The following is a 13,135-nucleotide window of genomic DNA, read 5'->3' as shown; positions in this document are numbered from 1 at the left end:
TCAAGACACGAACAGAAGGAAGTTCCGGCGGGCCGGCCACTTCCCAGGGGGCGGCACGGACTGTCCCCCGACACGGTGCGCGACTCCCAGCGAAACCGCCTCGTGGAGGCCATGCTGAGGCTCGTCGCGAGGCGTGGATACGCCGCCACGAGCGTGCCGGACGTGATCGCCGCCGCGCGGGTCTCGCGCAACGCCTTCTACGCCCAGTTCGCCGACAAGGAGGCTTGCTTCCTCGCCGGATGCGAGCGCGACCTGCCCGAGATGATCGACTCGATCTACACGGCCGCGTCGGGGGCGGGCGACCGCTGGCGCGAGGCGCTCCGGCTGGGGATGACCGCCTACCTGCGGTGGTGGCAGGAACGCCCGGAGTACGCGCAGGCGTACTTCGTGGAGTTGCCGAGGGCGGGTGAGCGGGCCGTCGAGCAGCGTGACGCCGCCTACCGGCCCTTCCTCGACATGCTCGCGGCGCTGGCCGCGCGGGCCAGGCTGGAGGATCCCTCGCTGCCGCCGCTGCGTGCCGCGGTGCCCCGCCTGATCGTCTACGGGACCACCGAGTTCATCGCCTCGGAGGTGCGTGAGGGCCGTGTCGCCACTCTGACGTCGTCGGCCGGCGACCTCTACCACTACACGGTCGCCCTGCTCGCCGGCCCCGATCACGGCATCGCGACCACTCCTTCCGCCTGAACCAGCCAGCCTTCGGGGAAGCACTCCTCCGCCGCCATGTGGGCGACGGCGGCCAGCAGGCCGCCGTTGCCCGGCAGGTAGAGGGGCAGCAGGCCGGGCCACTGGTGGTTGTGGCCGCTGGCCAGGTAGGTGTTCTTCGGGGCGTCCATCAGCAGCGCGTCCACGGCGGTGTCAGGCTCGCCGAGCCTGGCCGCGCACATGGCGAGCATCGGGAAGTCCCAGCCCCAGGCGCTCTCCAGATCCCAGTCGGCGAGCACGTCGTGCAGGGTGGCCCGCATGGTCTCGGGGTCGATCAGCGGGGTGGGCGGCACGAACCCGAGCGCGCCGGTCATCGAGGGGTGGTCGGTCCTGATCGTGTACGGCTCCACGCCGATGGCCGCGTAGACGCCGTCGCGCACCAGCGGCCGGGCCAGGCCGTGCAGGACCCGCGCCCACTCCGGGTCGGGGGCGAGGCCGAGCAGGCCCCGCCACTGCTGGGCCGTCTCCAGCCCCCACCACCAGTAGGCCAGCTCGAACGTGGGATCGCGCACCAACCTCCTGGACTCGTAGTAGGACTCCTGCGCCGGGACCAGCGGCGGCCCCAGATGCCCGCCACCCGCGAAGGAGGCCATGAACTCGGCCGTCTCGAACACCAGGTCCCGGTAGTCCTCCAGCGCCCCCGGTCGGACCCGGCGGAGCAACTCGGCGAAGTAGATCAGGTGCGGCTGCTGCCAGATGATGAAGGCGCCGATCTCGCTCGGGCTCTCCCTGCCCTCCGGCCCCACCTGCTTGGGCCAGCGGGCGCCGCGGAAACCCTGCCGTCCGGCCGTGGCCCTGGCTTGCGGCAGGATCGAGCGGTACCACGGCAGGCTCCGCTCCAGCAGCTCGGGCCTGCCCCACAGGGCGAAGTGGGCGGCGTGCCACCAGTGCATCTCCAGGTGGAACTTGCCGCTCCAGGAGTTGACGGCCAGCCCGGTCTCCTGCGGCGGGGTGGAGCCCGCGCAGTTGACCGCGGTGAGGTACTGCGAGAGCACGATGCGGCGTTCGAGCTCGGGCGCTCGCGGGTCGGTGCTGCCGTCGAAGCTCACCGCTCCCCCGCTCGTCCAGAACCTCTCCCAGTGGGCGGCGGCAGCCGTACGGACCCGGGAGAAGGACGGGAGCGCGGCGCCGACGGGGTGGCGCGCGAACTCGACGACGAGCTCCAGCTCGTCGCCCTGGATCAGGTACACGTGACCGCCGGGCGACGTGAGCCGCGCCGACCCCGCCCACTCGGCGGCCACGTGGTACCGGTCCGCGTCCAGGACGCGGGTGAAGTCGCAGCGCGAGCCGTACGGCGTGCGCGTGAGCGCGTGCGTGGTGGTGTGCCTCTCGGGTTGGTCCCAGTCGGCGGTGGTGTGCCAGCCATCGCTGGCGTAGGGGAAGGCGATCCTGATCCCCGCGCCGCCCACGACGCGGACGGCCAGCAGGTCCCGCTCGGGGTGACAGACCGTCTCCACCTCGTACGGCAGGCCGCCCAGCTCGAAGGAGCTGGACAGCGTGCCGGTCCACAGGTCGAGGGTCTGCGCCGACCGGCCGAGCGGGGCGGCCTCGTCGACGTCGAGGCCGATCCGGCCGAGATGCAGGCGGTGCGGGTTCACGTGCAGCCAGCCGCCCGCCTCCGTGGCTGGATACAGGTCCGGATAGCCGACGCCGTCGTAGTCGGTGAGCGCGTCCTCCAGCACGTGGCCCTCGGGGTTGGGCATCGTGTGCCAGCCCCACTGCGCCTGCGTGCCCAGCGGCGCGAAGGTCTGCAGCCCGGTGGCGTCGGCGGTGAAGGCGAACTCGCCGTTGCCGACGGTGAGCGGACACCCGGCGTCGGCGACGGTGTGCCGGCGCACGAGTGTCCTCCTGTCTATGCTCACGCGCACCCCGGCGTGCCGGAGGCGCGCTGCTGGCGCATGGCGGTCACGTCGCCCGCGACGGCCGACTGGGCCATCGGGCCGAGGTCGAGCACGACGTCGGTGAAGGCGAGGGCCGCCTTGCGCATCGCCGGCAGGTCGATCGCCTCGGTGCCGAACTGCGGCGAGAACAGCGTCTTGGGCGCGGCGATGGGCGCGATGACGGGCAGCAGGTGCTGGTTGTACGGCGTGCCCTCGCCACCGAAGCCGCAGTGGTGCGGCACCGTGGCGAGGTCGGCCGCCGACAGGCCCTTGAGGATCGCGGTGCGCCTCACGTCCCAGTACTCGATGTGGCCCTTGACCAGTTCGCGCAGCGGCGTGCTCTCGCTGACGGGGACCATCAGCAGTTCGGTGAGGGCGGAGTTGGCGACGAGTTGCTTGCCCGGCAGGCCGTTCGGCCTGGCGACCGCGTCGTAGCGCCTGGCGCCGAGGTGCTCGAGCACGACGACGGAGGAGACCCCGCCCTGGTCGTACTCGGCGTCGAGCTGGGCGGCGAGCTGACCCGCGCCGCCCTCGCGGACGTCGGGGCCGGTCAGGTGCTGGTAGAGGTGGCCGGTCACGAACGCGAACTGCACGGTGCGCGGACGGCACTCCACCGGTAGCGACGACAGGTAGCGGGCCATCTCGATCATGGCGAGCGGGCCGTTGTCCCACACCGGGCTCATGCCGTCGGTGTGGCTCTCCACGACGATCTTCTGGGCGCTCCCGCCGGGAAGCGTCGCGAGCAGGGTGCGGGTCGTCGTCGGCGTCCAGGCGGCGTTCACGGTCAGCGCGGCCTGGACCGGCTGCCCGGCGGCCAGCGCGTCCTTGATCTGCTTGCCCTGGTCGGCGCCGACGTACGCGCCTGGCACGCCGTACGGCAGGCCCTCGTAGGGCGCGTACTGGCCCTGGATCTGGGCATGCGGGAGCTGGCTGACCTCGATCACGCCCACCGCGCCCGCGGCGGCGGCCGCCTTGAGGTCGGCGTCGGCCGCGGCCGGGGCCTCCATCGACTCCGAGCCGAGCAGGTTGATCGTGAGGGCCGGGTCGTACATGGAGTAGCCGAGGGCGGGCGGATAGAACAGCAGGTTGGGCATGTTGGTCCACGGCAGGTCCCGGACGACGATCTTCCCGGCGGCGTTGGCCGCGGTGATGTTCGTCCCCGCGGCCAGGTGGACGAGTGGCGCCGAGACGCCGCCCGCGCCGGTGGAGGAGGAGAACGGCACGGGGGCCGCGACCTGCACGGCCGTACCGCCGACGGTCAGGCCGGTGCCGAGGCTGTCCCAGCGGTCGATGGCGTAGGGCAGGGAGGAGAGCTGGAGGCCGGGGATGGCCGCCATCTCGTCCTCCAGCCAGTCGACGTAGTCGGCGTGCGCTGTGGAGCCGGTCGGCCTGGGGCCGAACGCCTCCTGCTGCTCGGCCAGGCTGCTCAGGCGGGCCTCGGCGGCGAACGCGGCGGGGTCGACGCTGACCGGGCACGCCAGAGCGGCCGTCTGGGCGGAAGCCGATTGCGCGGGCGCGACCAGCGGGAGGAGAAGGGCGAGGAGAGCGAGTCGTCTCACGTGGGGGATCCTTCCATCGAATCGTTTTAATCCTTGGTCCGCGACAGTCCCCCGACAGGCGGCCGGTATTCAGCGGCGAGGCGGTCCTGTGGTGCCGCGGACGATCAGCGTGGGCGACACCGACGACGTCACCGATCGTGAGCGTCCCTCGATGCGTTCGACGAGCAGGCGCGCGGCGGTCGCCCCGATCACGTGCCCGTCCTGGTCGACGCTGGTGAGCGAGATGCGCTTGAGCGAGGCGATGCCGATGTTGTCGTATCCGGCGACGGAGAGGTCCTCCGGCACCGACAGGCCCGCCTCGTCGGCGGCGCGCAGCACGCCGAGCGCCGCGATGTCGGCCCCGGCGAAGATCGCGGTGGGCCGGTCGTCGCGCGCGAGCAGTTCCCGCGCGCCCTCGAAGCCGCCCTCCTCGGTGAAGGAGGTGGCCAGCACGTCGTCGGCGAGTCCGTGGGCGCGCATCGCCTGGCGGTAGCCTTCGGCGCGCACCGTGTGCGGCAGTCCCTGGGCGCGGGCCCGCTCCAGGTGGGTGATGTGCGCGATCCGGGTGTGGCCGAGCCCGACCAGGTGGTCGACCACGAGCCCCGCCCCCATCACGTCGTCGTCGACGACCGCGTCGTAGGCCGCGGCGCCGCCGTGCCTGCCCACCACGACGATCGGGATGGCCGTCGCGATGGCGGCGAGTTCGGCGTCCGACATGACCGGCGAGATCAGGATGAGCCCGTCCATGCTCCGGTCGATCATGGCGTCGGTCATCCTGGCCTGCGTCTTGGGCTCGATCCCGCCAGGTCCGAGCAGCACCTGGTACTCGGTGTCGCCCAGCCGGCCGGTGACGCCCTCGATGATGTCGGGGAAGAACGGGTTGCGGGTGTCCGAGAGCATGACGCCGAGGGTGTAGGTGCGTCCGCGCAGGGCGCGGGCCGCGGCGTGCGGGCGGTAGCCCAGCTCGTCGATGGCCTGCGTCACCTTGGCCTGCATCTCCGCGCTCACGCCGTAGGCCCCGCGCACCACCTTGGACACGGCGGCCGTGGAAACCCCGGCTCGCCTGGCCACATCGGCGATCGTCACCCGTCCGCTCGTCACACGCCGTCCTTCATAGAACCTTCGTAGAACGCACTACACACTTTTCTGAAAGATGAGGCTAGCCCGCCATCGGTACTCAGGTCTACCTCTTGACGGGCGATTCTCTCGTGCCCTAACAATGGAGAACGTTCTACACAGCAATCCCCAAAGTGAACAGGAGCACGGGCGTGAGAGCACCATCCCGTCTGCTCGGCGCGGCGATCGGCGCCGCCCTCGCCCTGTCCCTCTCCGGCTGCGGTTCGTCCGCCCCGGAGGGGACCGGTCAGGTGAAGCTGACCCTCTGGCACAACAGCGCGGACCCGGCGCCGCTGCTGGAGATGTACAGGAAGTTCGAGAAGCAGTCCGGCCACAAGATCGAGCTCGTGTCGATCCCGTCCGACGGCTTCGAGGAGACCACCCAGACCAAGTGGGCCACCGGCGACCGCCCGGACATCCTGGAGTACCACGCGACGGTGAGCGGCCTGCTCGCCCTCAACCCGGCCGAGAACCTGCGCGACCTGACAGGCGAGGCGTACATCGCCAGGTCCGGCGACCTCTACGAGGCCGCCGGGTCCGTCAACGGCAGGGTCTACGCCGCCATCACCGGCTTCCCCCAGGTCTTCGGCCTCTACTACAACAAGAAGGTCTTCACCGCGGCCGGGCTGACCCCGCCCTCGAACTTCACCGAGCTCGCCGCCGCCTGCCCCAAGCTCAAGGCCGCCGGGGTCACGCCGGTCTTCGAGTCGGGCGGGTCGATCTGGCCGGTGCAGATCCTGCCCATCCTCTACCTGGCAGGCGCCAACCAGTCCAACGCGTACGGCAAGGCCATCGCGAGCCACAGCAGCACGCTGGCCGACGCGGGCTCGCCCTTCGTCGCCGGCCTGACCGCCTACGCCAAGCTGAAGGCCGACGGCTGCTTCAACAAGGACATCGTCACCGCCAAGTTCGAGGACTCCATGAAGGCCCTCGTGACCGGCAAGGCCGCCATGGTCGCCCAGCACTCCGACATGCTCCCGGCCCTCCTCGCAGCCGCGGGCGGCGACCAGAAGACCGTCGACGAGTCCGTCGGCTTCGTCGGCCTGTCGAGCGCCAAGCCGCTCGCGACCTACGCGCCCGGCCCGATCGGCACGTTCTACCTGCCCAAGACCGGTGACGCGGCGCGCGAGAAGGCATCGCTCGACTTCGTGCGCTTCATGACCGGCCCTGCCTACGCCGAGTACATCACCGCGTCCAAGACCTTCCCCGTGTTCAAGGACGTGCCCGACCCGCAGGGCGTCTCGTCCGTGCTGCAGGACGTCAAGAAGGCGTACGACACCGGCGCGGTCATCTCCTTCAACTCCGACATCCCCGGCATGGGCGGGCTGGCCCAGCTCATGTCCGAGCTGATCGCCGGGCAGAAGGATCCGCAGAAGGCGGCGACCCAGCTACAGGGCCAGGTCGAGCAGGCGGCCAAGGCGGCAGGGCTGCCCGGATGGTGATGCGGAACAGGGTGGCCTGGCTGCCCTGGGCGCTGCCCGCGATCGTGCTGGTCACGGTCTTCTTCGTCGCCCCGTTCCTGCTCAACGTCCGGTTCGCGTTCTCCTCCTGGACAAGCTTCCGGGCCGAGATCACCTGGAACGGGCTGGAGAACGTCCGCACGCTGATCGACCAGGACCTGCTGGCCAACGCGGTCACCGTGACCGTGCTGTACGCGATCCTGTGCATGGCGATCCAGAACACGGTCAGCCTCTCGCTGGCCCTGGCCCTCCAGCGGACCAGCCGGATCAACACCGTCTTCCGCTCGGCCTTCTTCCTGCCGACGCTCATCTCGCCGCTGGCCGCCGGATACATCTGGCGCGGGCTGCTCGCCCCCGACGGGGCGGTCAACTCCTTCCTCGGCATCGAGTGGGCGTGGCTGGGCGAACCGTCCACCGCGCTGGTGGTGGTCGCGTTCATCGACGCGTGGAAGTGGAGCGGGCTGATCACCCTCGTCTACATCGCGGGCCTCAACTCCATCCCGAAGTCGCTGCTGGAGTCGGCGACCGTCGACGGCGCCGGGTCGTGGACCCGCTTCCGGCGGGTGGTGTTCCCCATGCTCGCCCCGGCGCTGACCTTCAACGTGGCGGTCACGCTGGTGGGCGCGCTCAGCGCGTACGACGTGATCGCCGCCACCACCGGCGGCGGGCCCGGCGACCACACGCGGGCCCTGAACGTGGTGATGCGCCAGCAGTGGGGGCAGGGCTTCTTCGGCTCCGCCAGCGCGCTGGGGTTCACCGTGACGCTGCTGGTGATCGCCACCGCCGTGCCCCTCGTGTGGTGGCTGCGGCGCAGGGAGGTGACGGGATGAGAGCGGTCCTCAAGTACACGGCGCTGACGCTCTTCGCGATCCCGTGGGTCCTCGTGCCCGTCTGGCTCGTGGTCGTAAACTCGTTCAAACCCGCGGGCGAGGCCGCCGAGCTGGGCCTCGGCCTGCCCAGGACGTGGGCGATCGCCGAGAACTACGGCATCGTGCTCGACCGGGGCGGCTACCTGACGGGGCTGGTCAACAGCCTCAAGGTGACCGTGCCGATCGTGGTGGCCGTGGTGTTCCTCGGCGCGGCGGCGGCGTGGGCGTTCGGGCGCAGCCGGTCGCGGTGGCTGCAGGCGGCCTACTTCGTGATGGGGCTGTCGATCCTGCTGCCGCCGTCGATCATCCCGACCGTCTACCTGCTGCGTGCCCTGTCGCTGGACGACGGCTCGTTCGGCTACGTGCTGACGATGACCGGCTGCCGCCTGGGCATCGTGATCTTCCTGGCGACCGGATTCGTCCGGGCGTTCCCCCGCGACCTGGAGGACGCCGCCGCCATCGACGGCGCCTCCCGCCCGCAGGTCTTCGTCCGCATCCTGCTGCCCCTGCTGCGGCCGGTGCTGTTCGTCGGCAGCGTGATCCTGATCATCAACGTCTGGAACGACTTCTTCTTCGCCCTCTTCCTGCTGCAGGGCAGCGCGAACGCCACGCTGCCGCTGAGCCTGTTCCAGTTCGCCTCCGGCACCCTGCAGAGCCTGAACTGGAACCTCGTCTTCGCCCACGTCCTGCTCACCACGCTGCCCCTCGTGGCGGTGTACGTCGTCGCGCAGAAGCGCGTCCTGGCCGGTCTTACGGAAGGTGCACTCAAGGGATGACCACTCACGACATCGCGCTCGACTGGGTCAGGCGCGAGATCAAGGAGGGGCGGCTGCCGTGCGCGGTGTTCGGCGCCGCCACCTCCGACGGGATCCAGGTGCTGGAGGCATTCGGCGCGCACGACGGCCGCGAGACCAGGACCGAGGACCACTTCGCGCTGTTCTCGGTGACCAAGCCGCTGATAGGGCTGGCCGCCCTGCGCCAGGTCGAGCGCGGGCTGCTGTCACTGCGCCGCCCGCTGCGGGACGTACTACCGAATTTCGCCCGGCCCGACGTGACGCTCTGGCACCTGCTCACCCACACCAGCGGCATCGCCGAGCAGACGCTCACGCCTGACGACCTGCTGGAGCACCTCGTCACCGCGCCGTCGATGTTCGAGGCAGGCACGCTCAGCCAGTACTCCAACCTGGCCTTCGCCGGGATCGCGGAGATGGTCCGCGACGTCACAGGCCGCGACGTGGCCGACGTGATCGACTCCGACCTGAACACGCTGGTGCCGGGCGGCGGGCGGATCACGTTCGACCCGGCGTGCGACGCGGCCGAGGTCCACGGCATCGAACTGCTCGGGCCCGGCTTCGACTTCGACACGTTCGTACGGCTCCGCCATCCGGCAGGGGCGCTGTTCTCCCGCGCCGAGGACCTCCTGGCGCTGGGCGGGGCGCTGCTGCGCGGCGACCGCGGGCTGATCCACCCGACCACCCTGGCCGCCATGACGACCCCGCAGACGACCGGCCTGGTCAAGCTGCAGCCCGACCCGGTCAACGCCGGGCAGGACTGGGGCCTCACCTGGAACCTGCGCCACTCGGCTCCCGGGCTGCTCGAGCGGCGGCTGTACGGGCACGGCGGCGCCTCGGGGTGCCAGTGGTGGATGTACCCGGAGCAGGACGCGTGCTTCGTGCTGCTGATCAACGTGATGGCGCCGAGCCTGTCCGGCGTCGACGTCGACGGTCTGCACAACGCCTTCACCACCGGGCTCGATGCGTGAACCGGGATTCGGGGGTGCTCGGAGTGCAGGTCTCCGGCGCGCAGGCGCCGTTCGTCCGTTCGGCCCCGCCCGGTCCACGGGCGGGCCTGACGTGCGGTCTGGCGGATCCGGTGGGCGTGGACGAGCCGTCGCCCCGGCTGTCGTGGGACGCCCGGCTGATCCAGGAGGCCACCGTGGTGGTGTCCTCGGACGGGCGCGAGGTGTGGCGGGCGTCCGTGCCTGCCGGATCGTACGGCGTGGACGTGCCGGATGAGTGGCTGGCGCCGCTGACGCCGTACACGTGGAGTGTGGAAGGGCACGCGACCGGCGCGTTCACCACGGGCCTGCGGGCGCCCGGTGGGTGGGACGCCCCCTGGCTGGCGGGTGACCCCCGGGCGGCGGTGAGCCTTCGCGGGTCGTTCACCTGGCCTCACGCTCCCGGGCGCGCCTGGCTGGCCGCCACCGCGCTGGGCGTCTACCGGGCGCTGCTCAACGGGGTGCGGCTGGGCGAGGAGGAGCTGGCCCCCGGCTGGACCGACTACGGTCGCCGGACGCGCTATCGGCTGCTGGAGCTCACGGAGCTGCTCGTACCCGGCGAGAACGAGCTGGAGCTGTGGCTCGCCCCCGGCTGGTACGCCGGTCACGTCGCCGGCGGCGGCCCGCGCCGCTACGGCGACCGGCCCGCTGCCAGCGCCCAGGTGCTCGTGCGGGACGACGACGGGGTCCGCCGCGTGTTCGCAACGGACGCGGCCTGGACCTGGCGGGATCTCGGCCGCCCGCGCGCCGACCTGGTGATGGGCGAGTCCGTCCAGGCCCCTTCCCGGCAGGTCGGACCCGCCGAGACGACGGCCGCTCCGGAGATCCTGGTGGAGGCCGACCCCGCTCCCCCGGTGCGGGTGATCGGCACGGTGCCCGCCGTGTCCGTGACCGAACCGGCGCCGGGCGTCCAGGTGGCCGACTTCGGGCGGAACGTCGTCGGGCGCGTACGGCTGCGCGTCGACGCGCCGGACACCGTGCGGATCGTGGTGCGGCACGGGGAGGAGCTGACCGCGACCGGGCGGCTCTACACCGACAACCTGCGCACCGCGGACCAGCGTGACGAGTTCGTCCTCGGCCCCGGCGCGCACGTCGTGGAGCCCGCGTTCACCCTGCACGGGTTCCGCTACGCGGAGGTCACCGGCTGGCCGGGCGCGCTGACGCCGGACGACCTGGAGGCGGTGCTGCTGTCCTCCGCGCTCGCCGTCACCGGCTCGCTGACCGTGAGCGATCCCGCCGTACGGCAACTCGTCGCCAACATCGGCGCGTCGGCGGACGGCAACCTGGTGAGCGTGCCGACCGACTGCCCGCAGCGCGACGAGCGGACCGGCTGGACGGCCGACATCTCGGTGTTCGGCTCGACGCTCAGCTTCCTGCGGCACACGCAGGCGTTCCTGTCCGGCTGGGTGACGACGCTGATCGACGGGCAGCGGGCCGACGGCGCGGTCCCGCATGTCGCGCCGGTCCTGCCCGAGTACGGATACGACTCCCCCGTATGGTCCGACGCGCTGGTCGAGGTGCCATGGCTGCTGTGGCGGCGCTACGGTGACAACCGCACGCTGCGCCGCGCGTACGACCCGATGCGGCGGTGGGCCGACTACTGCCTGGCCCAGGCCGAGGACGGCATCAGACCGGGCAGGGCCCTGGGCGACTGGCTGGCCCCGGGCACGGTCGAGACGCCCAAGAGCCTCATCGCCACCGCCGCCCTCGCCCGCAGCCTCCGCCTGGTCGCACACGTGGCCGACGTGCTCGGCGAGCCGCACGCGCCGGAGTACGGCGAGGCGTTCACCCGCGTGTCGGGCGCCTTCCAGCGGACCTTCCTCAGCGGGCCGAGGCTGCACACCGAGACGCAGACCGGCTACGCCGTCGCCCTCGCCTGGGACCTGGTCCCGCCCGAGGACCGGGCCGCGTCGGCGCAGGCGCTGGCCGAGCTGGTCCGCGCCGACGGGCACCGGCTCATGACGGGCTTCGTCGGCACCCCCCTGCTGCTGCCCGTGCTGTCCGAGACCGGCCACCACGACCTGGCGTGCCGGATCTTCAACCAGGAGGGCTATCCGTCCTGGCGCTACCAGCTCCGCGCCGGGGCGACGACCATGTGGGAACGCTGGGACGCCTGGCACCACCGGCACGGCCTGCAGACGCCGGCCATGAACTCCTTCAACCACTACGCCTACGGCTGCGTGGGCGACTGGCTGTTCCGGCACGTGGCGGGCCTGGGCGACGACCCGCGCGGGACAGGTGGCGGCTTCGGCGAGCTGCTGCTGCGTCCCGGCCCCGTCCCGCTGCTGCGCCAGGCGCACGCCCGCTACGAGAGCGCGTCGGGGACCGTCGAGTCGGGCTGGCGGGCCGGGCCCGACGGGGTGCAGTTCACGTTCGCCGTCCCGGAGGGCGTGACCGCCCGCGCGGTGCTGCCCGTGCGCGGCGCGTGGGACGGGATGAGCGTCAACGGCACCTTCCTCATGGGCCTCAGCGAGCAGCTGCCGACCACCAGGCTGGCCGACGGAGGCTGCGCCCTGAACCTGCCGCCGGGCCGCTGGTCGTTCACCGCCCCCGCTGCGGCCACGGCCCACCTGCTCCAGGAGTGGGACGACCTGGGCCGGTGAGCTGGTTGTGAGGCTTGCGGTCACCACTCGTGTCGATTGTCGTCACTGAGTGGTGACGCCGCCTGACGGGTGAGGCGCCGCTCGGCCGTACAGGCAACTACAGTCAGCTGACGGAAGCCGGGCCCCGCCACGCGTCCGTAGCGTCGGCGGCACGCACGTTCCCACCTACTCTCTCGCCGAGCGAGACCGCCGCTGGGCGCTCGCCCGGCAGATCATGGAAGCCGAGGGCGTCCAAGCTCTCATCGCCTACGGCGAGCACGAATGCGCCGACCTGGCGCCCTTCGCGCCGGATGTGGGGACGACAAGGCGCTCAAGGGCACCAATCAGGTCGCCGGACCAGCAGCCACACGATCACGAACACCCTGCGCTGGTCAGACTGGTGCCGCCGTCACCAACGGACAGCCCGACACTGCCACTACCAGGGCAGACCTCACGTCCGCACGCCTGAGCGGCCCTGTGTCCGGGAAGCGGTGGGGCTGGGTTACGTCCAGAACGCCCACAGAGACTTGCTCGCGTCAAGCAAGATGGCGGCTGTGGCCCCGAGGACGACGCCGTAGAGCATGTACCGCCGCTGGGTGCCTTGGCCGCGCTTCTCCACACGCTCTGCCACATCGTCGATCTTGCTCTGGAGGAGGAGGTCGAACGCCTTGGCCTCTTCCTGGCGCCGCTCCGCTACTTCACGACTCGTCTCGGCCTCACGCCTGTTGGACTCTGCTTCGGCCGCGAGCCTGCGGGCCATGGCGGCGCGCGCCCGCATCGCATTCTCAAGCTCTTCCAGTTCTTGGAAAGTGTCCTCCAGCCGCTCGGCCAGATAGTGGAAGCGCTGATCGAGGTCGTCGTCTTCGGACGTGACCGACCTACGGCGCAGCGTGGGGGATGCCTCTTTGATCAGGTTTTCGAGTTGTTCGAACCGCCAGGATAAGGAGGCCCGATCGCGAAGGACCGTGGTCCCCACAAGGGCCATGACGAGCAACGTGGCGCTCTCAGTGAGTCCAGGGGGCAGTTCATCGACGGTTGCGCCCAGCACGGCTACGATCACAGCAAGGGCAAGGGCGATCATGCCGTCGGCGTTCATGGTCGCCCAAGCGGCGAATCTCCGGATGATGTCAAGGCGCATCTGTCAGCTTTCCATCCCTCAGGGTCCGACGCGGTGGAGGCACGGCGCGGACAGTCTTGCAGGGAATGACAAG

General features: G+C 71.2%; 10 protein-coding genes. 6 read left to right on the top strand and 4 right to left on the bottom strand.

Going from position 1 to position 13,135, the window contains the following annotated elements; translation table 11 throughout:
• The first annotated feature begins 111 nt into the window (after positions 1-111).
• Entirely contained in the window at positions 112-684 is a 573-nt protein-coding gene (locus tag ABZX22_RS42485; RefSeq protein WP_354922121.1) for a TetR/AcrR family transcriptional regulator, read from the top strand.
• Here the strand turns inward: ABZX22_RS42485 and ABZX22_RS42480 are convergent.
• From ABZX22_RS42480 to ABZX22_RS42470, 3 genes are all read right to left on the bottom strand, one after another.
• On the bottom strand, positions 654-2,540 hold the full coding sequence (locus tag ABZX22_RS42480) for a hypothetical protein (protein ID WP_354922118.1): 1,887 nt from the start codon (positions 2,538-2,540) through the stop codon (positions 654-656). The two genes, ABZX22_RS42485 and ABZX22_RS42480, sit on opposite strands and share 31 nt — an antisense overlap.
• Before the next feature lie 20 nt (positions 2,541-2,560).
• A complete protein-coding gene (locus ABZX22_RS42475) occupies positions 2,561-4,141 on the bottom strand; it encodes a hypothetical protein (RefSeq protein WP_354922115.1) in 1,581 nt (526 codons plus the stop codon).
• A 69-nt stretch (positions 4,142-4,210) separates the two neighbouring features.
• Positions 4,211-5,221: a LacI family DNA-binding transcriptional regulator gene (locus ABZX22_RS42470; protein ID WP_354922112.1), complete on the bottom strand. Its 1,011-nt coding sequence runs from the start codon at positions 5,219-5,221 to the stop codon at positions 4,211-4,213.
• Between the two features lie 167 nt (positions 5,222-5,388).
• On the opposite strand from ABZX22_RS42470, the gene ABZX22_RS42465 reads away from it, so the two are divergent.
• The 5 genes from ABZX22_RS42465 to ABZX22_RS42445 are packed head-to-tail and all read left to right on the top strand — an operon-like array spanning position 5,389 to position 11,945.
• Complete coding sequence (locus ABZX22_RS42465) at positions 5,389-6,678, top strand: ABC transporter substrate-binding protein (protein ID WP_354922109.1); 1,290 nt, start codon at positions 5,389-5,391, stop codon at positions 6,676-6,678.
• Entirely contained in the window at positions 6,678-7,526 is an 849-nt protein-coding gene (locus ABZX22_RS42460) for a sugar ABC transporter permease (RefSeq protein ID WP_354922106.1), read from the top strand. The genes ABZX22_RS42465 and ABZX22_RS42460 overlap by 1 nt, the downstream gene beginning before the upstream one ends.
• On the top strand, positions 7,523-8,341 hold the full coding sequence (locus ABZX22_RS42455) for a carbohydrate ABC transporter permease (protein WP_354922103.1): 819 nt from the start codon (positions 7,523-7,525) through the stop codon (positions 8,339-8,341). The genes ABZX22_RS42460 and ABZX22_RS42455 overlap by 4 nt, the downstream gene beginning before the upstream one ends.
• Positions 8,338-9,327, top strand: coding sequence for a serine hydrolase domain-containing protein (locus tag ABZX22_RS42450; RefSeq protein ID WP_354922100.1), 990 nt, complete (start codon positions 8,338-8,340; stop codon positions 9,325-9,327). Before ABZX22_RS42455 ends, ABZX22_RS42450 begins: the two co-directional genes overlap by 4 nt.
• Positions 9,328-9,341: 14 nt before the next feature.
• The gene (locus tag ABZX22_RS42445; RefSeq protein ID WP_354922098.1) at positions 9,342-11,945 is read left to right on the top strand and encodes a family 78 glycoside hydrolase catalytic domain; all 2,604 of its coding nucleotides are present in this window, start codon (positions 9,342-9,344) and stop codon (positions 11,943-11,945) included.
• A gap of 481 nt (positions 11,946-12,426) precedes the next feature.
• On the opposite strand, the gene ABZX22_RS42440 is transcribed toward ABZX22_RS42445, so the two are convergent.
• Positions 12,427-13,062 (bottom strand): hypothetical protein, encoded by a 636-nt coding sequence (locus tag ABZX22_RS42440; RefSeq protein ID WP_354922095.1) that lies wholly within the window; start codon positions 13,060-13,062, stop codon positions 12,427-12,429.
• Positions 13,063-13,135 lie beyond the last annotated feature (73 nt).

It is taken from the genome of Nonomuraea sp. NPDC003804 (assembly GCF_040610675.1).
Lineage (GTDB): Bacteria > Actinomycetota > Actinomycetes > Streptosporangiales > Streptosporangiaceae > Nonomuraea.
The sequence above is the reverse complement of the archived record's forward strand: the minus strand, read 5'-3'. Positions and strand labels throughout refer to the sequence as shown.